The 24,820-nt window shown below is 28.7% G+C and carries 25 protein-coding genes and 1 pseudogene; 15 read left to right on the top strand and 11 right to left on the bottom strand.

The features are described from left to right. Positions 1 to 112 (top strand): annotated as a pseudogene (locus V3V28_RS12490) (IS982 family transposase); the annotation flags it as partial. Between the two features lie 29 nt (positions 113 to 141). Here V3V28_RS12490 and V3V28_RS12485 read toward each other — a convergent pair. Both V3V28_RS12485 and gltX read right to left on the bottom strand, forming a co-directional pair. Beyond that, the gene (locus V3V28_RS12485; RefSeq protein WP_331365347.1) at positions 142 to 1,068 is read right to left on the bottom strand and encodes an SPFH domain-containing protein; all 927 of its coding nucleotides are present in this window, start codon (positions 1,066 to 1,068) and stop codon (positions 142 to 144) included. Positions 1,069 to 1,221: 153 nt separating this feature from the next. After that, positions 1,222 to 2,742 carry a glutamate--tRNA ligase gene (gene gltX, locus V3V28_RS12480; protein ID WP_331365346.1) on the bottom strand — a complete coding sequence of 507 codons (1,521 nt, stop codon included), beginning with the start codon at positions 2,740 to 2,742 and terminating at the stop codon, positions 1,222 to 1,224. Between the two features lie 103 nt (positions 2,743 to 2,845). On the opposite strand from gltX, the gene V3V28_RS12475 reads away from it, so the two are divergent. Further along, positions 2,846 to 3,379, top strand: coding sequence for a hypothetical protein (locus V3V28_RS12475; RefSeq protein ID WP_331365345.1), 534 nt, complete (start codon positions 2,846 to 2,848; stop codon positions 3,377 to 3,379). On the opposite strand, the gene V3V28_RS12470 is transcribed toward V3V28_RS12475, so the two are convergent. After that, positions 3,376 to 4,215, bottom strand: coding sequence for a hypothetical protein (locus V3V28_RS12470; RefSeq protein ID WP_331365344.1), 840 nt, complete (start codon positions 4,213 to 4,215; stop codon positions 3,376 to 3,378). The two genes, V3V28_RS12475 and V3V28_RS12470, sit on opposite strands and share 4 nt — an antisense overlap. 111 nt (positions 4,216 to 4,326) lie before the next feature. Between V3V28_RS12470 and V3V28_RS12465 the strand changes: the two genes are divergently transcribed. The 4 genes from V3V28_RS12465 (at position 4,327) to V3V28_RS12450 (ending at position 10,985) form a co-directional block, all read left to right on the top strand. Then, positions 4,327 to 7,731, top strand: coding sequence for a DUF4175 family protein (locus tag V3V28_RS12465; protein ID WP_331365343.1), 3,405 nt, complete (start codon positions 4,327 to 4,329; stop codon positions 7,729 to 7,731). Next, the gene (ybeY, locus tag V3V28_RS12460; RefSeq protein ID WP_331365342.1) at positions 7,724 to 8,137 is read left to right on the top strand and encodes an rRNA maturation RNase YbeY; all 414 of its coding nucleotides are present in this window, start codon (positions 7,724 to 7,726) and stop codon (positions 8,135 to 8,137) included. The genes V3V28_RS12465 and ybeY overlap by 8 nt, the downstream gene beginning before the upstream one ends. Before the next feature lie 44 nt (positions 8,138 to 8,181). Beyond that, positions 8,182 to 10,059, top strand: coding sequence for a tRNA uridine-5-carboxymethylaminomethyl(34) synthesis enzyme MnmG (gene mnmG, locus V3V28_RS12455; protein ID WP_331365341.1), 1,878 nt, complete (start codon positions 8,182 to 8,184; stop codon positions 10,057 to 10,059). A gap of 68 nt (positions 10,060 to 10,127) precedes the next feature. Then, on the top strand, positions 10,128 to 10,985 hold the full coding sequence (locus tag V3V28_RS12450; protein WP_331365340.1) for a class I SAM-dependent methyltransferase: 858 nt from the start codon (positions 10,128 to 10,130) through the stop codon (positions 10,983 to 10,985). 142 nt (positions 10,986 to 11,127) lie between these two features. On the opposite strand, the gene V3V28_RS12445 is transcribed toward V3V28_RS12450, so the two are convergent. The 6 genes from V3V28_RS12445 to panB all read right to left on the bottom strand — a co-directional run bounded on the left by V3V28_RS12445 (position 11,128) and on the right by panB (position 14,730). Further along, positions 11,128 to 11,526, bottom strand: a complete 399-nt coding sequence (locus V3V28_RS12445; RefSeq protein ID WP_331365339.1) for a DoxX family membrane protein — start codon at positions 11,524 to 11,526, stop codon at positions 11,128 to 11,130. An 11-nt stretch (positions 11,527 to 11,537) separates the two neighbouring features. Further along, positions 11,538 to 11,921: a hypothetical protein gene (locus V3V28_RS12440; protein ID WP_331365338.1), complete on the bottom strand. Its 384-nt coding sequence runs from the start codon at positions 11,919 to 11,921 to the stop codon at positions 11,538 to 11,540. A gap of 37 nt (positions 11,922 to 11,958) precedes the next feature. Beyond that, on the bottom strand, positions 11,959 to 12,348 hold the full coding sequence (locus V3V28_RS12435) for a VOC family protein (RefSeq protein ID WP_331365337.1): 390 nt from the start codon (positions 12,346 to 12,348) through the stop codon (positions 11,959 to 11,961). Then, the gene (locus V3V28_RS12430) at positions 12,349 to 12,807 is read right to left on the bottom strand and encodes a DUF1801 domain-containing protein (protein WP_331365336.1); all 459 of its coding nucleotides are present in this window, start codon (positions 12,805 to 12,807) and stop codon (positions 12,349 to 12,351) included. It abuts the gene before it with no gap. 24 nt (positions 12,808 to 12,831) lie between these two features. Further along, positions 12,832 to 13,770, bottom strand: a complete 939-nt coding sequence (locus V3V28_RS12425) for a 2-hydroxyacid dehydrogenase (RefSeq protein ID WP_331365335.1) — start codon at positions 13,768 to 13,770, stop codon at positions 12,832 to 12,834. Between the two features lie 141 nt (positions 13,771 to 13,911). Further along, positions 13,912 to 14,730, bottom strand: a complete 819-nt coding sequence (gene panB, locus V3V28_RS12420; RefSeq protein ID WP_331365334.1) for a 3-methyl-2-oxobutanoate hydroxymethyltransferase — start codon at positions 14,728 to 14,730, stop codon at positions 13,912 to 13,914. Between the two features lie 138 nt (positions 14,731 to 14,868). Between panB and V3V28_RS12415 the strand changes: the two genes are divergently transcribed. The 4 genes from V3V28_RS12415 to V3V28_RS12400 all read left to right on the top strand — a co-directional run bounded on the left by V3V28_RS12415 (position 14,869) and on the right by V3V28_RS12400 (position 17,031). Next, positions 14,869 to 15,348: a nuclear transport factor 2 family protein gene (locus tag V3V28_RS12415; protein WP_331365333.1), complete on the top strand. Its 480-nt coding sequence runs from the start codon at positions 14,869 to 14,871 to the stop codon at positions 15,346 to 15,348. 26 nt (positions 15,349 to 15,374) lie between these two features. Then, positions 15,375 to 15,941, top strand: a complete 567-nt coding sequence (locus V3V28_RS12410) for a sigma-70 family RNA polymerase sigma factor (RefSeq protein ID WP_331365332.1) — start codon at positions 15,375 to 15,377, stop codon at positions 15,939 to 15,941. A gap of 3 nt (positions 15,942 to 15,944) precedes the next feature. Continuing rightward, positions 15,945 to 16,208, top strand: a complete 264-nt coding sequence (locus V3V28_RS12405) for a hypothetical protein (protein WP_331365331.1) — start codon at positions 15,945 to 15,947, stop codon at positions 16,206 to 16,208. A 181-nt stretch (positions 16,209 to 16,389) separates the two neighbouring features. After that, on the top strand, positions 16,390 to 17,031 hold the full coding sequence (locus V3V28_RS12400; RefSeq protein WP_331365330.1) for an O-methyltransferase: 642 nt from the start codon (positions 16,390 to 16,392) through the stop codon (positions 17,029 to 17,031). Positions 17,032 to 17,034: 3 nt separating this feature from the next. On the opposite strand, the gene V3V28_RS12395 is transcribed toward V3V28_RS12400, so the two are convergent. Then, a complete protein-coding gene (locus V3V28_RS12395) occupies positions 17,035 to 17,328 on the bottom strand; it encodes a Sec-independent protein translocase subunit TatA/TatB (RefSeq protein WP_331365329.1) in 294 nt (97 codons plus the stop codon). 429 nt (positions 17,329 to 17,757) lie between these two features. On the opposite strand from V3V28_RS12395, the gene V3V28_RS12390 reads away from it, so the two are divergent. Together V3V28_RS12390 and V3V28_RS12385 are read left to right on the top strand one after the other, a co-directional pair. Next, positions 17,758 to 18,402, top strand: a complete 645-nt coding sequence (locus V3V28_RS12390) for a hypothetical protein (protein ID WP_331365328.1) — start codon at positions 17,758 to 17,760, stop codon at positions 18,400 to 18,402. Positions 18,403 to 18,419: 17 nt separating this feature from the next. After that, positions 18,420 to 18,590 carry a hypothetical protein gene (locus V3V28_RS12385; RefSeq protein ID WP_331365327.1) on the top strand — a complete coding sequence of 57 codons (171 nt, stop codon included), beginning with the start codon at positions 18,420 to 18,422 and terminating at the stop codon, positions 18,588 to 18,590. A gap of 56 nt (positions 18,591 to 18,646) precedes the next feature. Here the strand turns inward: V3V28_RS12385 and mutS are convergent, their stop codons facing one another. Beyond that, positions 18,647 to 21,256, bottom strand: coding sequence for a DNA mismatch repair protein MutS (gene mutS, locus V3V28_RS12380; protein WP_331365326.1), 2,610 nt, complete (start codon positions 21,254 to 21,256; stop codon positions 18,647 to 18,649). Between the two features lie 88 nt (positions 21,257 to 21,344). On the opposite strand from mutS, the gene V3V28_RS12375 reads away from it, so the two are divergent. The 3 genes from V3V28_RS12375 (at position 21,345) to V3V28_RS12365 (ending at position 24,663) form a co-directional block, all read left to right on the top strand. Continuing rightward, entirely contained in the window at positions 21,345 to 21,878 is a 534-nt protein-coding gene (locus tag V3V28_RS12375) for an RNA methyltransferase (RefSeq protein WP_331365325.1), read from the top strand. A gap of 114 nt (positions 21,879 to 21,992) precedes the next feature. Continuing rightward, on the top strand, positions 21,993 to 23,996 hold the full coding sequence (locus tag V3V28_RS12370) for a tetratricopeptide repeat-containing sensor histidine kinase (RefSeq protein WP_331365324.1): 2,004 nt from the start codon (positions 21,993 to 21,995) through the stop codon (positions 23,994 to 23,996). After that, complete coding sequence (locus V3V28_RS12365; protein ID WP_331365323.1) at positions 23,986 to 24,663, top strand: response regulator; 678 nt, start codon at positions 23,986 to 23,988, stop codon at positions 24,661 to 24,663. Before V3V28_RS12370 ends, V3V28_RS12365 begins: the two co-directional genes overlap by 11 nt. The last annotated feature ends 157 nt before the right edge of the window (positions 24,664 to 24,820 follow it).

Genomic DNA, 24,820 nt, shown 5'->3' with positions numbered 1-24,820 from the left:
AGGTTTTAAGACTAGAATACTCTCAAAATTAACCTCATTAACAATTATTCAATTCATTAATAAGTTTACTTTTGATAGAAATATTAACAACTTAAAAATTAGTATTATTTAAATGCACAACGGGTTTTATTTAATAAGATTTTATTTATCTAATTTTTTAGTTTTAGAGTTTTTCATTGCTTCACCAATTTGGTTACTTGCAGTAAAACTTGCAACCATATCATTTAACATTGTGCTTCCTGCTTGAGGAGAGTTTGGCAACAATATTAAATTACTATTTGTTTGTTGTCCAATAGACTGTAAAGTATCATAATGTTGTGTTACAACGATTAAAGCAGATGCTTCTTGAGAGTTGATACCAACTTTATTTAAAACTTCTACAGACTCTTCTAAACCACGTGCAATTTCTCTACGTTGATCTGCAATACCTTGTCCTTGTAAACGTTTGCTTTCTGCTTCTGCTTTTGCACGCTCTACAATTAAAATACGTTGTGCATCTCCTTCATATTGTGCAGCAGTTTTTTCTCTATCTGCTGCATTAATTCTATTCATTGCTTCTTTTACTTGTGCATCTGGATCAATATCTGTTACTAAAGTTTTAATTATGTCATAACCATACGTCATCATTGCTTCATTTAATTCAGATTTTACAGCTATAGCAATATCATCCTTCCTTACAAAAACATCATCTAATTTCATTTTTGGTACTTCGGCTCTTACAACATCAAAAACATAAGAAGTTATTTGATCATGTGGGTAATCTAATTTATAAAAAGCGTCGTACACTTTTTCTTTAATTACTTTGTATTGTACAGAAACTTTTAACCTTACAAATACATCGTCTAAAGTTTTAGTCTCTATAATTACATCTAATTGTTGAATTTTTAAACTTAATCTTCCTGAAATTTTATCTATAACAGGTATTTTTAATTGAAACCCAGATTGACGAATACTTTTAAATCTCCCGAAACGCTCAATTATAGCAGCAGTTTGTTGTTTAACAGTAAATATTGATGCAAAAATAAATAGAACAATAAGCCCTATAATAATAAATGGAACTGTTGGCATAGTAAATTTTTTAGTAGTTAATAATTGATTTTATGTAAAGATACTGAATTTCAGTAGTTAATTATTGGACGCACATTTTTTTGATTTGTTACAATCTTAAAACAAAAAACCTCTCAAGATTCTTGAGAGGTTTTAATTTATTTTGAAGAAAAACTACAATTTCTCAATCGCGTTTTCGATTCTATTAATCGTTTCTTGTTTGCCAATCATAGTAATAATATCAAATAAATGAGGTCCAGCTAATTTACCAACTAAAGACAAACGTAAAGGTTGCATTACTTTACCAAAACCAATTTCTTTAGCAGTAATCCACTCTTTAATTACTTTCTCTGTATTTGTTGATGAAAAGTCTTCGATTGAAGAAATAACACTAATTAATTCTGTCATTAATTTAGATGTTCCTTCTTTCCAATTTTTCTTTGAAGTTTTTGCATCATATTCAGTAGGAGTTTCGAAAAAGAAACTAGATAAATCCCAAAAATCATTTACAAAAACAGCTCTTTCTTTTATTGAAGAAACTACTTTTAAAACATATTCTTTGTTTGTAGAAATTCCTTTTTCAGTAAGGATTGGTAAGTATAAATCAGTCAATACTGCATCATTTTTCGATTGCATGTATTGTTGATTAAACCAACTTGCTTTATCTGGGCTAAATTTTGCGCCAGATTTACTAACACGTTTTAAATCGAAAGCTTCAACCAAACCTTCTAAAGAGAAAATTTCTTGTTCTGTTCCAGGATTCCATCCTAAAAAAGCTAACATATTTATAAATCCATCAGAAAAATAACCATCTTCTTTATAACCACGAGAAACATCACCAGTAGTTTCATTTGTATATTCTAAAGGAAACACAGGGAAACCTAATTTATCACCATCTCTTTTGCTTAATTTACCTTTACCAACAGGTTTTAAAATTAATGGTAAATGTGCAAATTTTGGAGCATCCCAACCAAAAGCCCTGTATAATAAAACGTGCAATGGCATTGATGGTAACCATTCTTCCCCACGAATTACGTGAGATATTTCCATTAAATGATCATCTACAATATTTGCTAAATGATACGTTGGCATTCCATCACCTTTAAATAAAATTTTATCGTCTAAAGTATTGGTGTCAATGGTAATATTTCCACGAATTTCATCTTCCATTTTTAAAACTTCGTCTTGCGGAGTTTTAAAACGGATTACAAAATTTTTACCAGAAGTAATTCTGTTTTGTACTTCTTCATCTGTTAAAACCAAAGAATTTACCAAACGTCCTTTTTCACGATTGTGCCAATTGTAAATAAAGGTTTTTCCTTCTGCTTCATGCCCTTTTCTATGCGCATCTAATTCTTCTGAAGTATCAAAACAATAATATGCCCAACCTGTTTTAATTAAAGTATCTGCATATTGTTTGTACAAATCTTTACGTTCCGATTGTCTGTAAGGACCAAATTTCTCGTTCTTTCCTGGTCCTTCATCAAAAGGTATATTACACCAATCTAGAGCGTCTATAATATATTGTTCTGCATTTGTAACATAACGTGTTTGGTCTGTGTCTTCTATACGAAGCACAAAAGTTCCGTTGTATTTTTTAGCAAATAAATAATTATATAAAGCTGTTCTTACACCACCAATATGTAAAGGTCCTGTAGGACTTGGTGCAAAACGAACGCGAACATTAGATTCCATTTTTCTATATTTTTATGGCGCAAAGATAGTTCTTATAATAGAAATTAGAGAAAAGAAAAAAGACTTGTTTTTTAATGGTTTTTAGTATTTTTAACAAATGAAAATGAAAAGGCATTGTGATTTATGTGATCATCAAGTTTTAAATTTAAAAGAAGGAAGTATTTGTGGGGTTACAAATAGAAAACCTGATTTTAATAGAACTTGTGTAAAAATTGAATTAAATAATAATTTATTAAATAGTTTAGAAGATGTTCTTGTGAATTATGAAGATTTAAAATTAACTAAAAATAAGGTTTTTAAAAATTTTGTTATTGGAAGTATTATTGGTGTTTTCTTGTTGATATGTGGCTATTTAGTTTTTGATTATTTTCTTAATAACGGATATAGAGTTTATCTTAAATCAACAAAATGTCTAATTACTTTTCCTTCTATTATTTTAGTGTCTGGTTATTATTTTGTAAAAAAATCAATTGACAATTTAAATAGACATAAACATCAATTAATAAATATAGAAAATAGTAAAAAGGAAATTGAAGAGGTATTAAGTTTATATAATAAAAAATATAAATACAAAATTGATTTTGATAAAGAAGTTCATGGAACTCAAGAGATAGATATTGAAATACAATTCATCTAAAACTTCTTATAAATCCCAACAGATAAAGCTACTTGTTTGGCAACATTGTTACCAAAAAAAGCTGCAGGTAAACTTGCAGTCATTCCAAAATTATCAGAGAATTCACCTATTGCTTTTATACCAACAACACCATATTCTTGGTTATTAACATATAAACCTGTTGCTAAATTTGAAGCAGGTAAAACTATATTACCATTTTTAAAAGATTTTTCAATATCTAAAAAACCAACCAACCAAATGTTTTTGGTGATTTTCCTTCCATATTCTCCACCAATTTTAAAATTTGATGAGTAGTTATTTGTTCTAATTTTTGTTCCAATAAAAGTTTGTAAATAAGATTTATTAAAACTTTTTCCTGCTAAAAAAAGCGGTATAAAAGACAAAGCATCATAACCAGTTCTTATTCCAGAATTTGCATCAAAAGAACTTGTATTTGCTTCTATAGAAAATTGCCCAGAAAGCAACCAATCTTTTTTATAGAAATTGTGTTTTAAACCAAACTCTATGTTTCCTAAAGAACTTTCTTTATTTGAATATTCAGGGCAAGGAGCAATTAAACAAGGATTTACCAAACCTTTGTGTGAAATAACTTTATAAGGAAGATTTACAAGTAACGTTGTTTTATTTGACAAACCATATTCTCCATAAAATTGAATAGTATTATCTGATATTTTACCTTGAATTTTATAATCTGAATTACCAAATAATTCATTATAATTTGCAATTGTTGTAAAAGAAACTTGTGTGTAAAACTTTCCTTTTTCTTGTGTCCAAGGACCTTGTGAAAAAGCAGAAAGACTTATTATTAGAATTAAAAAACTAGCTATTTGTTTCATTTTAGTTGATTTTAAACATTAGTTGAATTAATTTATAATTACTTACAAAATTCGTTTTAACAGTTATTTGATTGCGTATCAATGTAAAAATAGTATTTTTAATAGTTAATTATGAGCGGATTTAAAAACATAGAAAGAAAACTACATCAGTTTTCTCGTAAATTTTATACAAACGAATTGATAAAAGGAATTATTTTATTCTTTTCGTTAGGGTTTTTATACCTTTTATTTACGTTATTTTTAGAATACTTTTTGTGGTTAAAACCTACTGCAAGAACCATGCTTTTTTGGATTTTTATTTTGGTTGAAGCTTTCTTATTAACCCGTTTTATTGCGGTTCCTATATTTAAATTAATAGGTTTACGAAAAGGAATTTCTTTCACAGCATCTTCAAAAATTATTGGAAATCATTTTCCTGAAGTTCAAGACAAATTATTGAATGTTTTACAGTTAAAAGAAACTGCAGATCAATCTGACTTATTGTTAGCAAGTATCGATCAGAAATCGGAAGAATTACAACCAATTCCGTTTGTAAAAGCAATCGATTTTAGAAATAATAAAATGTATTTAAAGTATGCAATTGTTCCTGTTTTAATTTGGTTAATTACTTTATTTACAGGAAATAACAGTGTTTTTAAAGAAAGTTTAGATCGAGTTGTAAATCATAGAACAGTGTATAATCCACCAGCTCCATTTTCCTTTTCAATTACAAATAGTAGTTTAGAAGTTATTCAAGGAAAATCAATTAAAATTGATGTGTTAACACAAGGAAATGTGTTACCACATGAAACTAAAATTAATTTCGATAACCAACAATATTACCTTCAAAACAATGGAAACGGAACTTTTTCTTACACGTTTTTAGAGGTTCAAAAACCATTAAATTTCTTTGTACAAGCAAACGGAGTTCAATCTCAAGATTATCAAATTAATGTTATAAATACACCCACAATTAATAATATTTCTTTGGAATTAAACTACCCGAGATATGTTGGTAAACGGTCAGAAAAAATAAAAAATACAGGTAGCATTATTGTGCCTGAAGGAACTAGAATTATTTGGAAGGTTGCTACAAGTCAAACAGATTCTGTGGCTTTTATCAACAATAATAAAAGAGCCTTTTTTAAGATAATTTCTGATGACAATTTCGAATATTCTAAAAGAATTAGAAAATCATTTAATTATCAAATTTCTTCATCAAACAAAAATTTAAAAGATTTCGATAATTTGCAGTTCTCTGTAGACGTAGTAAAAGATGAAGTTCCTCAAATTTCTGTTACTTCAAATATTGATAGTATTTCACGTGGAACTTCACAATTTGCCGGTCAAATTTCAGATGATTATGGTTTAAATAAATTTCAGATTGTTTATTACGATGCCCAAAACCAGCAAGTGAAAAAAACATTTAATCTAGAAATTTCTAAAGAGAATATTCAAACATTTTTTTATCAATTTCCTAATGGATTAGATTTACAGTCTGGAATTAATTATGAATTATTTTTTCTAGTTTTTGATAACGATGCTGTAAACGGAAATAAAAAAGCAAAAAGTAAAGTTTTTAATTACAGACAGAAAACGACAGAAGAAGTAGAAGAAGAATTATTACAAGAACAAAAACAGACCATTAATAATTTAGAAAATTCTATTCAGAAACAACAAAAACAAGAAAAAGAATTAGAAGAAATTCAGCAAGAATTACAGAATAAAAAGAAGGTTAATTGGAATGATAAAAAGAAAGTTCAGAAGTTTATAAAAAGACAAGAACAATATAAACAAATGATGCAACGACAAACCGATAAGTTGCAAGAAAATATTGATGATAAAAAAGAGGAAAATGAGAACCTTCAAAATAAAAAAGAAGAATTAAAAAAGAGAATTGAGGAGTTAAAAAAACTAGATAAGCAACAAAAGCTGTTGGATGAAATTAAAAAATTAGCAGAGAAACTTAACAAAGAAGATTTAGTTAAAAAAGCCAAAGAATTAGCGCAACAAAATAAACAACAAAGAAGAAGTTTAGAAAAAACATTAGAATTGGTGAAACGTTTTTATGTGGAGCAAAAAACAATGCAAATTGCTAATAAATTAGAACAACTTTCTAAAAAGCAAGATGGGCTACAGAAAAAAAAAGAGACTAGTTTAGAAGCTCAAAAAGAAATTAAAAAAGAGTTCGAGGAAATTAAAAAAGAGTTAGAAGAACTTACTAAAGACAATGAGAAATTAAAAGAACCAATGGAGCTTCCGGATACGGAAGATGAAAAAGAAGATGTAGATAAAGAGTTAAAAAAGTCTGAAGAGGACTTAAAAAAACAAGATAAAAACGCCGCAAAGAAAAGTCAGAAAAACTCATCAAAAAAGATGAAAGAAATGAGCGCTAAAATGCAAAAAGCCATGATGGAAATGGAAGGAGAATCCATTGAAGAAAACATGGATGATTTGCGCAAAATTTTAGAAAACTTGGTTACATTTTCTTTCAAGCAAGAAAACTTAATGAATAAGTTTAGTGAGACTTCAACATCGCATCCAGATTTTGGAAAAGACTTAAAAAAGCAAAATGATATTAGAACCTACTTTGAACATATAGACGATAGTTTGTATGTGCTTTCAATGCGTTTGCCAAAAATTTCAGCTAAAATTCAAGATGATTTATCTACAGCGCATTATAATTTAGAACAATCTTTAGAAAACTTTTCTGAAAATAGATTCAATAACGGCGTTTCTAATCAGCGTTATGTAATGACTTCCACAAATAATTTAGCAGACTATTTAAGCAATATTCTTAATAGTATGAAAAATGCTTCCATGAAAATGGGTAAAGGAAAAAAAGGGAAGAAAGCTGGTTTTAGTTTGCCAGATATCATTAAAAAACAAGGAGAACTTTCGAAGAAAATGAAAGAAGGAATGAAGAAAGGTCAAAAACCTGGACAGAAACCCGGCGAAGGTAAAGAAGGTGAAAAGCCTGGCAAAAAAGGAAAAAGTGGAGAAAATGGTAAATCTGGTGAGAATAGAAAAGAAGGAAAAGGTGATAAGCCAGGTAAGGGCGGAAAAGGTGGTGGAGATGGAAATGGAGAAAATGATGATTTAGATGGTGAATTGTATGAAATTTACAAGCAACAATCTCAATTAAGGCAACAATTACAGGAAGCTATTAAAGAATCAGAAAAAGGTAACCCTAATGGAAACGGTAATGCTAAAAAGGTTCTTAAAACAATGGAGCAATTAGAGAGTGAAATTTTAGAAAAAGGATTTAATGCAGCAACACTTCAAAAAATGCAAAATTTAAATTATGAATTACTTAAATTAGACAAAGCTGCACTTGAACAAGGTAAGGATAAAAAACGTAAATCGAATGCGAATAAAAAGGAATATAAAAAGAACCAAATTAAAGCATTAGAGTTTAAAAAGTTGTTTTACAATCAAACAGAAATATTAAACAGACAATCATTACCTTTGCAGCAAAATTACAAAAAGAAGGTTCGTGAATATTTTTATGAACCAGAAAAGAAGAAAAATGATTAGTTTTAATTACGAAGTAGATTTTAAATTAGAAAATGAAGATTCATTACAAAATTGGATTACTAGTATTATAGAATATCATGAATGCGAAGAAGGAGAAATCAATTATATTTTTTGTGATGATGCATATTTACATAAATTAAATGTAGAATTTTTACAACACGATACATTTACAGATATCATAAGTTTTGATAATTCTTTAGGTAAATTAATAAATGGAGATATTTTTATTTCTGTTGATAGAGTAGTAGACAATGCAAAAGATTATACCGTTTCTTTTGATCAAGAATTACAGCGCGTAATGATCCATGGAATTTTGCATTATTGTGGGTTTAAAGATAAAACAGAAGAAGACCAAACAGAAATGACAAAACAAGAAAATAATGCTTTATCGTTGTTAAGTAATTGAATATCAATATAATAAATAAAAAGTTTCACGTGGAACTATAAGAAATGAGTTTATTTACAACAACATTCGATGTTATAGTAGTTGGTGGTGGTCACGCTGGAAGTGAAGCCGCAGCAGCAAGTGCAAATATGGGTGCTCATACATTGTTAATTACAATGAATTTGCAAAATATTGCGCAAATGAGTTGCAATCCTGCTATGGGTGGAATTGCAAAAGGACAAATTGTTAGAGAGATTGATGCGTTAGGAGGTTACAGTGCAATTGTTACAGATAAAACAGCTATTCAGTTTAAGATGCTAAACAAATCTAAAGGACCTGCAATGTGGAGTCCAAGAGCACAGTCTGATAGAATGCAATTTGCAGAATGTTGGAGAACGATGTTAGAGCAAACTTATAATTTAGATTTTTATCAAGATTCTGTGAATGGCTTATTGTTTGATGAAAATAAAATTATTGGCGTAAAAACAGCATTAGGTTTACAGATAAAAGCAAAGACTGTTATTATTACCGCTGGTACTTTTTTAAATGGATTAATTCATATTGGCGAAAAAAGTTTTGGAGGAGGTAGAGCGGGTGAAGGAGCTTCAACTGGTATCACGGAAGAATTGGTTGCTAAAGGTTTTGAATCTGGTAGAATGAAAACAGGAACACCACCAAGAGTTGATGGTCGTTCGTTGGATTATTCTAAAATGCTAGAGCAGCCTGGTGATGAAATTACAGAAAAATTTTCTTATCTACCAACAACAAGTGCGTTACAAAAACAACGGTCATGTTACCTAACTTATACTAATAAAAAAGTACACGATTTACTTCGTGAAGGGTTTGACAGATCACCAATGTTTAATGGTAGAATTAAATCTACAGGACCAAGGTATTGCCCTTCAGTTGAAGATAAAGTAGACCGTTTTGCTACCAAAGATAGACATCAAATATTTGTAGAACCAGAAGGTTGGACTACTTGTGAAATGTATGTAAATGGATTTTCAACATCACTTCCTGAAGATATTCAAGACAAAGCAATTCGTGCGGTAGAAGGTTTTGAGAATGTAAAATTCTTAAGATATGGTTATGCTATTGAGTATGATTTCTTTCAGCCAACACAATTAAAACATTCATTAGAAACCAAATTGATTGACGGATTATTTTTTGCTGGTCAAATAAACGGAACAACAGGTTATGAAGAAGCTGCTGCACAAGGTTTAATGGCTGGTGTTAATGCTGCTTTAAAAACTCAAGATAAAGAACCTTTTATTCTAAAAAGAAACGAAGCTTATATTGGTGTTTTAATAGATGACTTAATTACAAAAGGTACAGAAGAGCCTTATAGAATGTTTACTTCTCGTGCAGAATACAGAACCTTATTAAGACAAGATAATGCCGATTTAAGATTAACTCCTTTAGCCTTTAAGTTAGGTTTAGCTTCTAAAGAAAGATTAGAAAGAGTAGAAGAAAAGCAGCTTAAAACAGATTTATTAATTAAGTTTTTAAATGAAACAAGTGTAAAGCAAGATGAAATTAATCCTATTCTAGAAGCAAAGAATTTGGCATTAATTAATCAATCAATGAAGCTTTTTAAAATAGCTGCAAGACCGCAATTAGATTTATTAGATTTTAAGAATGTAAAAAAGTTAAGTGTTTTCTTAGAAGATAATAACATAGATAAAGATGTTATAGAACAAGCAGAAATTCATTTAAAATATTCAGGCTACATTACAAAAGAAAAAAACAATGCAGATAAATTAAACAGGTTAGAAAATGTTATGATTCCATCTAACTTTAATTATCAAAAAGTACAATCCATTTCATTTGAGGCTAGAGAAAAATTAAGTAAAATACAACCAACATCAATATCGCAAGCTAGTAGAATTAGCGGAGTTTCCCCAAGTGACATTTCTGTACTTTTGGTTTATATGGGTAGATAACTATTATAAAGAAATGCAATTGTTCCTCGTGGAACAATTGCAGGAAAATAAAAAAGAAAAAGAAAATTATGGGGAAAGAAAAAGAATTCTACAAAGGTTTGCTACCTTTTTTAAATTGTAAAGATTATACTGTTTCAGAAGAAAGTTATGAGGTAATGGTTAATCAAGAATATAAAATGTTGGTTACTTCACCAGTTCCTGTTGATTTAGAAAATTATTATAAAAGTGAAGATTATATATCACATACAGATTCTAAAAAAACAGTGTTAGATAAAGTTTATCAATCTGTAAAAAACATTACTTTAAAAAGAAAACTGCGTTTAATAAATTCATTTAAAACAACTACAAAGAATGTTTTAGATGTTGGAGCAGGAACAGGAGATTTTTTAAAAGTATGTAAAAATAATAGTTGGAATACTTTTGGTGTAGAACCAAGTATAGATGCTATTAATATTGCTGCAGGAAAAGGGGTGTTTTTAAAAGAACAACTTTCTGAATTTCAGAATGAAAAATTCGATGTAATTACGCTTTGGCATGTTTTAGAACATGTAGAAAATTTACAAGATTATATTTTTAACTTAAAACAAATGCTTTCTAAAGGTGGAAGAATAATTGTTGCGGTACCAAACTATAAAAGTTACGACGCAAAATATTATAAAGAGCATTGGGCAGCTTTTGATGTGCCAAGACATTTGTGGCACTTTAGTCAATGTTCAATTCATAAACTTTTTTCTGAAGTAGAAATGATTGTTGATAAAACATTGCCTATGAAATTTGATTCTTATTATGTTTCTCTTTTAAGTGAAAAATATAAATCAGGAAAAACGAAACCCATTAATGCTTTTTATAGAGGTTTTCTTTCCAATATGAAAGCAAGAAGTTCATCACAGTATTCTTCTTTGATATATGTGATAAAAAACTACTAAAAAATCATTTTAAACACGATTAAATTTGTTTTACGAATCAAAATGATTAATGTGTTTACAAAACATTAAAAACCTCTTAAAACGCAAATTTTAAGAGGTTTTTTAATAAATATTATTTATTAAAATTATTTATTTATAAATTTTAACTATTTAAAAGAAAAACACCAAACACTGATATAATAAAATAGACTGCTAAAGACATCGCTCCTGCATAATCTTTTGCAAGTCGTTGTCCGATTAACAAGAAAATTAATGTGACTGCAGAAAGGGCTATTCCGAAAGATGCAATTTCTTTTGCTTCTGAAGTATATAATTGAAACACGCCAATAAGCATTAATATTCCTGCTAGGATTTCAACAATTAAAATAATTGCTAATAATAGTGGAACACTATTTTTTAAAGGAGAGTTTTTAAAATGTTCTTTTATAAAAGAAACATTGCCTTTCCAATCTAATAATTTGTCTGCACCAGATTGTAAAAAGGTAACAATTAAAAAAAGAAGAATTAATACTTCTGCTGGATAATTTGATAAAAAGTTCATGAGTTGTTTTTTTATTTACTAAATAATCGTTGAAAAAAGTTTTTTGCTTTTCCGGTTACTTCCTTAATTTCTTCTTTTGCATCTTCAGCAAAATCTACTAAATGCTCTGCAGCTTCCCCCGCTAATTCAGATCCTTTTTCACTAATATCTCCAAAAGCATCTTTAGCATCATCCATAAATTCTGCTGCTTTTTCTTTTGCAACTTCAGTATATTCCCCTGCTTTTTGTTTTACCATTTCAATGTTTTCTTCAGAAAAAGTTTCGCTAATTTTCTCTTTAGCATTTTCTAAAATCTCTTTTGTTTCTTCTTTTATTTCTGAAGCTTTTTCTTTTGCTTCTTCTGTAAATGATTTTACAGGTTCTTTTTTTTCTATTTCATTGTTTTTTTCTGACATAAATTATTTATTGTAAGTTAGTTAAGTGTAAATATTGTTATTTAAAAGCTTCATCTATTGGCTCCCAAAGTTCAATTTTATTATCTTCATTATCTAGTATCCATCCAAATTTCCCATATTCAAACTCTTGAATTTCACCAATAATTATAACACCATCTTTTTTAAGTTCTTCTAGTAATTCTACTAAATTTTCAACTCTATAATTAAACATAAAGTCTTTTTTAGAAGGCTCAAAATGTTTGGTGTCTTTTGTAAAAGTACTCCATTGAGTAGAACAATCTTTACCTTCTTTATCTTTCCACCAAAAAGTACAACCCCAATCATCAGTATTAAAACCTAAATGTTTTTTATACCAATCTTTAGAACCTTTTGGGTTATCAGTTTTAAAGAAAACACCACCAATTCCTGTTACTTTTCCTTTCTTCATTTATTTCTTTTTTATGTTAGATTCATATATATCAATCCATTTTTTTACAGAGATTTTTTTACACAATTCTGCAATTAATTCATACGGAATTTCTTCTACCTTTTTAAAACGGATACAACTTTTTCCCATGTCTAATTTTCGCTTGCAATGTTTAGGATATTCTGAAACGAACCAGTCATGAATTTCTGGAATCGCATAAATACCCATATGATATAAGTTTACAGAATTTTTTTGGGATGCAAAACTCATAAAAGGTAAAGGTTCTTTTGGGTTGCAATGATAACCATCTGGATAAATTGAATGCGGAACATAATAACTTATAAAGCTATATTGCATTCCTTCCTCAAATTCTTTTGGTAAGTTTTGATTGATGGTTTTACGCAACTTATTAAGTGCGTTTTGTCGTTCTTCTGGAACTTGATTTATATATTCTTCAGGCGAGGTTGCTTTGATAATCATAATATTGATTTTAAAGCCAACAAGTTAACAAAATTTATTTTTAATTTTATCGACAATTGTTTGTGCTAATTTTTCTTTACTTTCAACTGTCCAACCAGCAACGTGTGGTGAGAGAATTACATTCTCTGAATGGATTAAATATTTAAAAGCTTCTGGCAATTTATTATCAGAAAAAAGATTTTCGAAAGAAGCTTTTTCATATTCTAAAACATCTAAACCAGCACCTAAAATCTTACCAGTTTCTAATGCAGAAACCAAGTCTTTTGTAACTACAGATTTTCCACGTGCGGTATTTATCAGCCAAAAATTGTTTTTAAAATTGTTGATAAACTTCTCATTTATCATGTTTTTTGTGAGTTCAGTTTGTGGTGTATGTAAACTTAAAATAGCTGCCTTTTTTTGTAATTCCTCTAATGTAACTTGTTTGCAATTTTCATCAGAAACATTTGGTTTTAAATCATAACAAAGTACTTCAACATCAAAACCTCTTAATTTTTTTGCGAAAGATTTACCCATATTACCATAACCAATTAAACCAACAGTTCTTCCATCGAGCTCAATTCCACGATTTTCTTCACGTAACCATTTTCCGTTTCTAACTTCTTTATCGGCCTTATTTAATTTATTAAAAAGTGATAAAAGCATCCCTAAAGAATGTTCACCAACAGCATTTCTATTTCCTTCCGGAGCGGCAATTAATTCAATATTCTTAGAAGTAGCATAATCGCAATTTATGTTTTCTAAACCAGCACCAACTCGTGCAATAAATTTTAGATTTGTTGCTTTGTCTAAAAAGTTTTTATCAATAGAAAAACGACTTCTGATAATGAAACCATCATAAAGATGAATTTTGTTTTCAATTTCTGCTTTAGAAGACGTGTAATCTTCATTGTTTGTAAAACCTAAATCGTTTAGTTGATCTATTAAAAGTGGGTGATTTGTGTCTAGGTGTAGTATTTTCATTTGTATTTTTTTGACCACATAGAAATATAGTCAACATAGTTTTTTGGAATGACTAATGTTTACTAAAAAAGTTATAGAGTTTACTTCAATTATTACTGCACAACAGTTTCTTCCCTTTTGGAAGGTTACGATGGACTTTTCTTAATACTGCTCCTTATCACTCGGGAAATCACCACTTTTTACATCAGCAATATAGTTTTCAAAAGCACCAGACATATCTTTAAATAAATCTAAATAACGTCTTAAAAAACGAGGGTTAAATTCGTGTGTCATTCCAATCATATCATGAGTAACTAGAACTTGACCATCAACACCATTTCCGGCGCCAATTCCAATAACAGGTATAGAAATTGCTTCCGCTACTTTTTGAGCCAATTTTGCAGGTACTTTTTCTAAAACAAGGGCAAAACACCCTAATCTTTCTAACAATAAAGCATCTTCCATTAGTTGCTCTGCTTCCTCTTCTTCTTTAGCTCTAACAGTATAAGTTCCGAATTTATAAATAGATTGTGGTGTTAAACCTAAATGTCCCATTACAGGAATTCCGGCATTTAAAATCCTTTTTATAGACTCTTTAACTTCTTTACCACCTTCTAATTTTATTGAATGTCCACCAGATTCTTTCATAATTCTAATAGCAGAACGCAAAGCTTCTTTAGGGTCAGATTGGTAACTACCAAAGGGTAAATCTACTACAACCAAACAACGTTCAATTGCTCTAACAACAGAACTTGCATGGTAAATCATTTGATCTAAAGTAATAGGCAAAGTAGTTTCATGACCTGCCATTACGTTAGAGGCAGAATCACCAACTAATAAAACATCAATTCCAGAACTGTCTAAAATCTTTGCCATAGTATAATCGTAAGCAGTTAGCATAGAAATTTTTTCTCCATTTGCTTTCATCTCAACCAAAGACTTTACGGTAACTCTTTTATATTGTTTTTTTGCTACAGACATATTTTTTCATTTTATGAATCTTGTAAAAGTAAGAAAAAGCAATAGATATTTAACTAGTTAATATTTCGTTAATTTGAAATAAATTTAATTTTTATAGAAGAATTTTAATTAGTTTTATAAAATTTTAATCAACTAAATATGCCAAGAATTATTCTTTTTTTAATTGCTTTTGTTTATTCAATTGCATTATCTGCTCAAAAGAATACTGAAGAAGTTGCAGTAAAAAAAGTCATTGAAACCTTTTTTGAAGGTTTACATAAAGGCGATAGTACTGTTATGAAAAGCACACTTCATAAGGAGTTAAAAATCCAAACAACATCAACAAATAAAGAAGGAGTAAAAAATTTAAAGACAGAAACAAGAAAAGAGCTATTAATAAACATTGCAAATAAGGAACCAACACATATTTATTTAGAAAAGTTACTCTCTTATGATATTAAAATTGATGGAAATTTAGCATCTGTTTGGACGCCTTATGAGTTCTATTTTAATGGTAATTTTAGTCATTGTGGAGCTAACTCATTTCAACTTTTTAATAATAATGGAGCCTGGCAAATTATTTATTTGGTAGATATGAGAAGAAGAGAAAATTGTAAGGCTTTAAATGATGAAAAATAGCATTATATTTGATTTTTATTCTATAGATGACGCAAGAAAAAGTTACTTTAAATACCGATAAATGGATAGATAATTATGCTGATTATATGTTTAATTATGCTGTTGTTCGTGTAAATGATAGTGATTTAGCCAAAGATTTAGTTCAAGATACTTTTTTTGCAGGTTTAAAATCTGCTAAAAATTTTCAAGGAAGATCTACAGAAAGAACGTGGTTGGTTTCTATTTTAAAGAGAAAAATAATTGACCATTACAGAAGAATAAATTCTAATAAAGGTAAAGCTGAAGTTAGAATGAATTTTTATAACGATGGTGAAAACGAAGGGAACTGGATAGAAGAACGTGTACCACAAAGTTGGGACAATGCGTCTGAAAAAAAGATAGAAACTGAAGAATTAAGAAGTCAAATAGAAGTTTGCATAGATAACTTACCGGAAAAATATGCCATGGTTTTTAGAATGAAAACCATACAAGAATTTGAAACCGAAGAGATTTGTAAGGAGTTAGATATTACTGCGTCAAATTTATGGGTTATTATACACAGAGCAAGAACACAGTTGCGAAAGTGTATGGAAGATAACTGGTTTAATAATTAGAATATGTTTAAAAGTTTAAAAACTACGTGCGATGAAGCTACTACTATATGTGATAAAAGTCAATATGGTGCTGCTACTTTATCCGAAAAAATAAAATTGAGTGTTCATTTTATTAGATGCAAAATTTGCTCGAAGTATACCAAACATAATAATATTCTTACAAGAGTATATAACAATCATGCTAAAAGCTGTAAAGCTTCTAAACAATGTATGACAATAGAAGAAAAAGAAGCATTAAAAAAAGAGTTTGAAAAAATAAAGATATAAAGAAATTTTCATAATTTTTAGAAAATCACAATTTTTGATTTTTTGTTAGATTGAAACGGGATTTATAGAAATATAGATTCCGTTTTTTTGTACTTTTGAAATTGTCCGCTCGAACGCAGTCGAGAGATTTTATTTTTTATCATTTTAATTAGCTTTCAACTGCGTTTAAACAAATGAAAAGATGCATTTTTTACCAGAAAAAATAGACAATTATATTGTAGAACATTCACAACAAGAACCAAAAATTCTACAAGAACTAAGTAAAGAAACTTGGCAAAAAGTTTTAAATCCAAGAATGTTAAGTGGCGCTTTTCAAGGAAGAATTTTGTCTATGATTTCTAAACTAATTCAGCCTAAAAATATTTTAGAAATTGGTACATATACAGGCTATTCTGCTCTTTGTTTAGCGGAAGGAATGCATTCTAAAGCTACCATTTTTACAATTGATAAAAACGAAGAATTAGAAACACTTCAAAATAAATACTTCGAGAAATCTGGTTTTAGAAATCAAATTCAGCAATTTGTAGGAAATGCAATAGATATTATTCCAAAAATTGATGAGAAGTTCGATTTGGTTTTTATTGATGCAGACAAATCTAACTACATTAATTATTTTCATTTAATAATTGATAAAATGAATTCTGGTGGAATAATTTTATCAGACAATGTACTTTGGAGCGGTAAAGTTGTAGAAAAGTTAGATCCAAAAGACAACGATACAAAAGTACTTTTAGAATATAATAAATTACTAAATGAAGATGCTAGAATTGAAACTGTTTTGTTACCAATTAGAGATGGTTTAACAATAAGTAGAGTAATATAATACTTAAAAATTACGTTTTATAGGCCCAGTAATAGCGTCTATATCCTTTTTAATTCTTTTAAACTCTTCGCTAGCACCTTTGGTAATATCAGTAGCAGCGTCTGTTTCAATTTTACCTTTTTCAGAACTTTCGTTTATTTCTCTTTTAATATCGTTGGTTGCATCCTTTACCTGGCGCATACCCTTACCCAAACCTCTAGCAATTTCAGGAATCTTATCTGCTCCAAAAACCATAACAACGATTAACATAATCACCATTATTTCTGGACCACTAATAAATAAAAGGATAGAATTCATAATACAAAGATAATGAGTTATTTTAATAAAAGGGTGAAACAATTATACAATTGAAATTATTTTTTAGTGTTTTTTATTTTCTCAAGTATTTATAGAAATGAAGTACAGTATAATTAAGTTGGTTTCTAATCACTTTTTAAATCATTGACTTTTAGTTGTTTTACTTTATTGTCTCACTGAAAACCTTTAGAAAACTCACGGTTTTCAGTGAGAAGAAAATTTCACGGTTTTCAGGGATTGACATGTAAGTTTTTATCTTTTATTTTTACAAAAAAAATAGTTTTAAATTTAAAGTAAAGTAAAAAAGAGATTTACCATCTTATGTCAAAATATGTGAAAGCTATAAAAAGACGTTAAAATAGTTAGACGAGTTTAATTTCTGAAAATCGAAAGAGTAGGTAATAGTTACTTACATAAAAAAATTAAAAGATGAAACATTTATCAAAAAATGCACTTACTATAATATTAAGTATAACACTATTTGCATGTAATGAAAATGAACAAACATTAAAAGATCAACCTAATGTTGTGGCTGAATTTAATGGGATAAAGTACACTCAAAACCAAATAAATAATGAATTATCTAAAATAAATAATTCAGAAGTATTAAAAAAATTTAATTCTCATTTTGGAATTAATAGCATTCGAAATATTGAAAAAAATACTTCAATATTCAAATCATTAGGTTTATCTAAATATTTAATTTTAACAGAGTATTCTTATAAAAATTCGCTAGAAAAAATTTACATAACACAAAATTTTGACAACACTATTTATCAATTTTTTAAGGTAAATTTATTTAATGATAAAGTATTCATAATAAAAGGATTTACTTTTGAAGTTAAAAATAATGAAATCCAATCAATAAGAAGCATTGAAAATATTTTCTTAAATAGAAATGCAGACCCAGATGGCGAATGGGAATGGTGTCAACAAGAAGAAGGAGATAATGGTTCTGCAAGTGCTTGCAGTTCTAGAGAATATGATGAGTTTACTGAAGATTGGGTTGGTTTTATTGCTTTTTGGTCAAACCCTCAAATAGCAATACTGATTGCTGCAATGTGTAGCTGTTAACTATTAAATTATATACTATGAAAAAACCTAAAAATTTATTACTAATCGGTATTACATTGATTGCAATTGCAGCATTTTTAAAAATATCAAAATTTGAATATTCTAATATTCTAATTTTAATAGGTTTAGGAATAGAAGTTTTTGCGGGCATTATTTATTTTTTAAATAAAAAGAACAAAGCGGTATAACTGCATATATAAAAAATAGCAGAATAAGTGCAAATTACAAAGTTTGTACTTTTCTATTACTTTTTAATCAACATTCGTTTAATTTCATTCAATTTCATTAACGCTTCAATAGGTGTTAACGTATCAATATTAGTAGCTAAAATTTCTTCTTTTATGTTTTCTAATAAAGGGTCATCTAATTGAAAGAAACTCAATTGCATTTCTTCTTCTTGCGTCTGTTTTAAAACGTCTTTTACTTCTGCGTTTTTATTGTTTTTCTCTAGTTTTTCTAAAATTTTATTAGCTCTATGAATAACCATATTTGGCATTCCGGCAAGTTTAGCAACATGAATTCCAAAACTGTGGTTAGAACCTCCAGAAACCAACTTACGTAAGAAAATAATAGTATCTGCTAACTCTTTTACAGACACATTAAAGTTTTTAATACGCTCAAAAGTGGTTGTCATTTCATTTAACTCATGATAATGTGTAGCAAATAATGTTTTTGCTTTTGATGGATGTTCATGTAAGAATTCTGAAATTGCCCAAGCAATTGAAATTCCATCATAAGTTGAGGTTCCACGACCAATTTCATCTAATAACACCAAACTGCGTTCAGAAAGGTTATTTAGAATGGAAGCAGTTTCGTTCATTTCTACCATAAAAGTAGATTCGCCCATAGAAATATTATCACTTGCGCCAACTCGTGTAAAAATTTTGTCTACAATACCAATTTTTGCATTTTGAGCAGGTACATAACTTCCCATTTGTGCTAATAAAACAATGAGTGCTGTTTGTCTTAAAATTGCCGATTTACCAGACATATTTGGTCCAGTAATCATAATTATTTGCTGCTGATTTCTATTTAAAACAACATCATTTGCAATATAGGTTTGATCTATTGGTAATTGTTTTTCAATAACAGGATGACGTCCATTTTTAATATCTAAATCTGTGCTTTCATCCATAATCGGACGCACATAATTGTTATCAATCGCTAAAACGGAAAAAGAGAGTAAACAGTCAATTTTTGCAATTATTTGCGCATTTTCTTGCACAATTTGTACAAATTGAATGATATACTGTAATAATTTAGAAAATATTTCTTGTTCTAATTTGCCTATTTTTTCTTCTGCTCCAAGAATTTTTGTTTCGTATTCTTTAAGTTCTTCTGTAATATAACGCTCTGCATTTACCAAGGTTTGTTTACGAATCCATTCTTCTGGAACTTTGTCTTTATGAGAGTTTCTAACTTCAATATAATACCCAAAAACGTTATTGAAAGAAATCTTTAAACTCGTAATTCCTGTTCTTTCTTTTTCACGATTTAGCATATTATCTAAATACTGTTTTCCAGAGTTTGAAATTGCACGTAAATCGTCTAATTCTTGATGAACGCCAGTAGCAATTGCATTTCCTTTATTGATGTTTACTGGTGCATCATTAAACAAGGTTTCATTAATTTTATCAATTAATTCGTTGCAATTATGCAATTGATTTCCTAATACCTTAACAGTAGCGTTTTCGCTACTTTCTGCGGATGATTTTATCGGTAAAATAGCCTTTAAAGAATCTTTTAAAAGTACAATTTCTCTTGGTGAAGCTTTACCTGTCGCAACCTTAGAAATCAATCTTTCTAAATCTGATATTTGTTTTAGTTGATAGGTTACAGTCTTCGAAAAATCATCAGAATCTATAAAGAATTTCACCAATTCGTGACGATTTTTAATCGCTTCAATATTTTTTAAAGGAAGCGCCAACCAACGTTTTAAAAGCCTTCCACCCATTGGTGAAATGGTTTTATCAATTACATCTAAAAGTGTGACTGCATTTATAGAATTCGGATTATAAAGTTCTAGGTTTCTTACCGTAAAACGATCCATCCAAACATAATTGTCTTCCGCAATTCTGCTGATAGATTGTATGTGTTTTAGTTGATTATGCTGCGTTTCAGACAAATAATACATCACTGCACCAGCGGCAATAATTCCGTATTTTAAATCTTCAACTCCAAAACCTTTTAAACTTTTAACTTCAAAATGATTTTGTAAAGTTTCGTTTGCATATCCCTTCTGAAAAATCCAATCGTCTAAATAAAACGTATAATATCTGTTTTCAAAAAGTTCTAAAAACTGTTGTTTATTTTGTTTTTGAACTAAAATTTCACTCGGATTAAAATTTTGTAATAATTTATCGATGTATTCTGCATTTCCTTGGGCAACTAAATATTCACCTGTAGAAACATCAAGAAATGAAATTCCGAGTTGTTTTTTATCAAAATGAACCGCTGCTAAAAAATTGTTGGTTTTGGTTTGTAAAACTTCGTCGTTTAAAGAAACTCCAGGAGTCACTAATTCTGTGACACCACGTTTTACAATGGTTTTGGTCATTTTAGGGTCTTCTAATTGATCACAAATAGCAACACGCATTCCTGCTTTCACCAACTTTGGTAAATAAGTATTTAGAGAATGATGCGGAAAACCAGCCAAAGCAGTTTCTGTTTCACTTCCTGCACCACGTTTTGTTAGTGTAATTCCTAAAACTCCGGCAGCTTTTTTAGCATCTTCACCAAAAGTTTCATAGAAATCTCCTACACGAAAAAGCAACATGGCATCAGGATATCTTGTCTTGATAGCATTGTATTGTTTCATTAAAGGAGTTACCTTTTTTGGTTTCGCTTTTGCCAAGTTTTTGAAAATTTTCAGTTAGTTTTGCGAAGATAAATATTAGTATGCAGTTTTCAGTAGCAGTTTATACTGAACTTATTCACAAAGTATGAGGAAATTAAAGAATAACGAGTTAGGTAGAATTACAGTTGATGAGTTTAAAACGGTTGAAAAAACACCAATAATTGTAATATTAGACAATATTAGAAGTTTGAATAATATTGGTTCTGTGTTTAGAACTTCTGATGCTTTCTTGATTGAAAAAATCTACTTGTGTGGTATTTGTGCAACTCCGCCAAATAAAGATATTCATAAAACAGCTTTGGGTGCAACAGAATCTGTGGCTTGGGAATATGTTGAAGATACATTAACTTTAGTTGAAAAATTAAAAGCTGAAAATGTAAAAGTTTTGGCTATTGAACAAGCTGAAAATAGCACGAAATTAGATACTTTTTATCCGAAGAAAGGTGAAAAATATGTGGTTGTAATGGGAAATGAAGTGAAAGGTGTACAACAAGAAGTTGTAAATGCTTCTGATTTGTGTATCGAAATTCCTCAATTAGGCACAAAACATTCTTTAAATATTTCTGTAACTACTGGTGTTGTTCTTTGGGACTTATTTCAAAAAATGAATAAAATATAGTTGAGTTTAAATCTAAAATTCTATTTTTAAAGCTTTACGAAAAACCTCTATTGAAATGAAGCTAGTAGAAAGGAACTTTACAGAATTATTAATGAGTTTTAATTCTAAAAAAGGATGAGAAAACACCAGCAATATAAATGTTTAAAGAGTCTACTCCTTAAGAAGTTAAACACACTATTAATTTTATTATTTTTAAGCACTTCTGTGTTTTCTCAAAAGAAAGAATTAAATAAAAACATAGACTCTATTGCTTTCTATTTAAAGAATGCGAAAGGAGTAAATAAATTTTTATATTTAAAAAGAGCAGTGCTGCTTTCTGAAGAATTAAAAATAGACTCTCTTATAAAGCAAACAAGTATTGAGTACGCAAAGCAAAGTTATTTTATCAAAGATACTTTAGGACTAACATTTTCTACAAACAAACTACTAAAACACTTTCAACTTAAGAAAGATTCTTTTTCTCTAGCAAAAGCATATCATCTAGAAGCTTTAAATCATAAGATAAAAAATAATTTAGATAGTACTTTTTATTATTACCATAAATCAAAAAATGTTTCTATAGTTCTAAAAGATTCTATTGAAATAGGAAGGAGATTATTATCTATGGCTATTATACAAGTAAAAGAGTTAGATTTTTTAGGTTGCGAAATAACAACGATTGAAGGTCTAAAATATATAGAACCCATTAAAAGATATAGAACTTTAATTTCTTTATATCAAACTTTAGGAAACGCTTTGGGTCATTTAAAAAAACCTAAAGAGGCAAGAGATTACTATATAAAAGCAAAAAAAATTTCTAAGTTTAATACTGTAAAACATAGAAGAGAAAGAAATTACTTAAACCTATTGAGTAATATTGGAATGACCTATAAAGATGAAGGAAATTTAAAAAAAGCAACATCTTTGTTTAAAGAAGGATTAAATTACGATAGTCTAGAAACAAAACACCCAGAACAATACCAAGCTCTTTTGGGAAATTTATCTTCTGTATATTTTAGGGAAGGAAAAACAGAAAAAGCAATTGAAGGCTATAAAATAGTTTTAAAAAGTAGAATAAAAACTAAAAACCTTTATTCTCAGAGTGTTTCACATAGTTTTTTATCAGAAGCATATTTAAAGAATAAAAAATACGCTCTAGCAAAAAAACATGCAAACAGGGGTTTAGAATTAGGAAAAAAAACAAGAAACAATAAACAAGTTTTAGAGTGTTTAAATTTTTTATCTAAGCTTACTAAAGGAGAAACGGCTAAAAAGTATTTAGAAGAATATATAAAATTAAGCGATAGTTTATTTACAAGAGAGAGAAACTTAAAAAACCAGTTTGCAAAAGTTAGATATGAAACAGAAAAAAAAGATAAAGAAAACGCTGGTTTAAAAGAAGAAAATATAAAAAATCAATTGCTTTTAGAAAGTGAACAACAACAAAAAACAATTGGTTGGTTAATAGCTGGCGCAAGTATCTTGTTTATTGGTTTTGGTACAAGTATTGCTTTTAGTAGAAGAAAGAAACTGCTTTTTGATGCTAAATTACAACAAGTAGAAACGCGTGAAAAAGAACGCCAACAAATAGCAAAATCTTTACACGATGAAGTTGCTGGAGATATTAGAATGTTGCATTTAAAATTAACTAAAAAAAATCAAATAGAAGAAGCAAAAAGTTTAGATGTTATTAAAGAAAATGTGCGAAATTTATCACATCAATTAAGTAGCGAAAGCTTTAATGAAGTCTCTTTTAAAGATCAAATAATCAATTTAATATCAGATTTTTTTGACACCAACTTTAGAATTAAAGCAGAGAAAATAGATAATGTAGATTGGAAAAACATTAATAATGCTATTAAAAGAACCTTGTTTTTAACAATAAGAGAAAGTATTCAAAATGCTAAAAAATATGCAGCAGCAAAAAACATTATTTTAAGTTTTAGTGAAACAAAAAAGGCTGTTTTTTTAACAATTTCTGATAATGGAAAAGGTTTTAATATGGGTGATAAAAAAAACGGAATTGGAATAAAAAATATGAAAGAAAGAATAGATGAGATTAATGGTGTTTTTTCTATTAAAAGTGAATTAGAAAAAGGAACTAATATTGACATAGAAATCCCTAAACATGGAAAATAAAACAAGAATTTTAATTGCTGATGATCATCAACTAGTAATACAAGGAATACTTTGTTCTCTAAAAGAAGTCGGCGATTTTGATGTGGTTACAACAAATACTTGTGATGACGCTTTTCAGTTGATAAAAACCCATCAAAACAATAATCCGTTTCAACTGTTATTTACCGATTTAAGCTTTGATAACTCTACAAAAGACACCAATTTAGATGGCGGCGAAGAGTTGATAAAAGCAATTAGAAATAATGAAATTGATATTAAAATTGCTGTAATAACCGGCCATACAGAAACCAATAGAGTGTATAACGTAATTAGTAATTTAAACCCAAATGCGTATTTACTAAAAAGTAAATGCGATGCTACAGAGATCGGTTTTGCAGTTAAAAAAATGTTGGCTAACGACTACTATTACACACACGAAATTCATCAAAAAATAATGAAACGTAATATTATTCAAATTCAAATGGATGATGTTGCAATTCAAATTCTTAAAGAACTTCCTAATCATCCTAAAATATCCAATTTAGAAGGAGTGATTAAAAAGGGAGATGGTTCATCTATTAAACTTCGTTCTATAGAAACAAAGCTTGCAAATTTAAGAGTTGACTTAAACGCGAACAATAACACAGACTTAATTTTAAAAGCAAAAGAACTAGGAATTATAGATTAATCCTCTTTTTGCGGAAATTTACATTTTAAACTGCGGTTTTTTACATTCTAAAACTTAAAAGGTATTGTAGATTTGCTGTGTACTATTTAGCTAAATACTACAAAAGGGATTAATTGCAGATATAAGATTAGGGGTTTATATCTAAAATTAAAAGAAA

This window comes from Polaribacter sp. (assembly GCF_036480315.1).
Taxonomy (GTDB): Bacteria; Bacteroidota; Bacteroidia; order Flavobacteriales; family Flavobacteriaceae; genus Polaribacter.
This window is presented reverse-complemented; position numbering and strand designations above follow the sequence as displayed.

What these genes read in the sequence shown, in the direction of transcription:
- V3V28_RS12410 (WP_331365332.1), top strand. Translation starts at nt 15,375, where the DNA reads ATGACGCAAGAAAAAGTTACTTTAAATACCGATAAATGGATAGATAAT.
- V3V28_RS12385 (WP_331365327.1), top strand. Translation starts at nt 18,420, where the DNA reads ATGAAAAAACCTAAAAATTTATTACTAATCGGTATTACATTGATTGCA.
- V3V28_RS12435 (WP_331365337.1), bottom strand. Translation starts at nt 12,348, where the DNA reads ATGAAGAAAGGAAAAGTAACAGGAATTGGTGGTGTTTTCTTTAAAACT.
- V3V28_RS12485 (WP_331365347.1), bottom strand. Translation starts at nt 1,068, where the DNA reads ATGCCAACAGTTCCATTTATTATTATAGGGCTTATTGTTCTATTTATT.
- V3V28_RS12405 (WP_331365331.1), top strand. Translation starts at nt 15,945, where the DNA reads ATGTTTAAAAGTTTAAAAACTACGTGCGATGAAGCTACTACTATATGT.
- V3V28_RS12415 (WP_331365333.1), top strand. Translation starts at nt 14,869, where the DNA reads ATGCCAAGAATTATTCTTTTTTTAATTGCTTTTGTTTATTCAATTGCA.
- panB (WP_331365334.1), bottom strand. Translation starts at nt 14,730, where the DNA reads ATGTCTGTAGCAAAAAAACAATATAAAAGAGTTACCGTAAAGTCTTTG.
- V3V28_RS12465 (WP_331365343.1), top strand. Translation starts at nt 4,327, where the DNA reads ATGAGCGGATTTAAAAACATAGAAAGAAAACTACATCAGTTTTCTCGT.
- V3V28_RS12370 (WP_331365324.1), top strand. Translation starts at nt 21,993, where the DNA reads ATGAGAAAACACCAGCAATATAAATGTTTAAAGAGTCTACTCCTTAAG.
- V3V28_RS12400 (WP_331365330.1), top strand. Translation starts at nt 16,390, where the DNA reads ATGCATTTTTTACCAGAAAAAATAGACAATTATATTGTAGAACATTCA.
- V3V28_RS12440 (WP_331365338.1), bottom strand. Translation starts at nt 11,921, where the DNA reads ATGTCAGAAAAAAACAATGAAATAGAAAAAAAAGAACCTGTAAAATCA.
- ybeY (WP_331365342.1), top strand. Translation starts at nt 7,724, where the DNA reads ATGATTAGTTTTAATTACGAAGTAGATTTTAAATTAGAAAATGAAGAT.
- V3V28_RS12445 (WP_331365339.1), bottom strand. Translation starts at nt 11,526, where the DNA reads ATGAACTTTTTATCAAATTATCCAGCAGAAGTATTAATTCTTCTTTTT.
- gltX (WP_331365346.1), bottom strand. Translation starts at nt 2,742, where the DNA reads ATGGAATCTAATGTTCGCGTTCGTTTTGCACCAAGTCCTACAGGACCT.
- V3V28_RS12430 (WP_331365336.1), bottom strand. Translation starts at nt 12,807, where the DNA reads ATGATTATCAAAGCAACCTCGCCTGAAGAATATATAAATCAAGTTCCA.
- V3V28_RS12425 (WP_331365335.1), bottom strand. Translation starts at nt 13,770, where the DNA reads ATGAAAATACTACACCTAGACACAAATCACCCACTTTTAATAGATCAA.
- V3V28_RS12475 (WP_331365345.1), top strand. Translation starts at nt 2,846, where the DNA reads ATGAAAAGGCATTGTGATTTATGTGATCATCAAGTTTTAAATTTAAAA.
- V3V28_RS12365 (WP_331365323.1), top strand. Translation starts at nt 23,986, where the DNA reads ATGGAAAATAAAACAAGAATTTTAATTGCTGATGATCATCAACTAGTA.
- V3V28_RS12470 (WP_331365344.1), bottom strand. Translation starts at nt 4,215, where the DNA reads ATGAAACAAATAGCTAGTTTTTTAATTCTAATAATAAGTCTTTCTGCT.
- mnmG (WP_331365341.1), top strand. Translation starts at nt 8,182, where the DNA reads ATGAGTTTATTTACAACAACATTCGATGTTATAGTAGTTGGTGGTGGT.
- V3V28_RS12395 (WP_331365329.1), bottom strand. Translation starts at nt 17,328, where the DNA reads ATGAATTCTATCCTTTTATTTATTAGTGGTCCAGAAATAATGGTGATT.
- V3V28_RS12390 (WP_331365328.1), top strand. Translation starts at nt 17,758, where the DNA reads ATGAAACATTTATCAAAAAATGCACTTACTATAATATTAAGTATAACA.
- V3V28_RS12450 (WP_331365340.1), top strand. Translation starts at nt 10,128, where the DNA reads ATGGGGAAAGAAAAAGAATTCTACAAAGGTTTGCTACCTTTTTTAAAT.
- V3V28_RS12375 (WP_331365325.1), top strand. Translation starts at nt 21,345, where the DNA reads ATGAGGAAATTAAAGAATAACGAGTTAGGTAGAATTACAGTTGATGAG.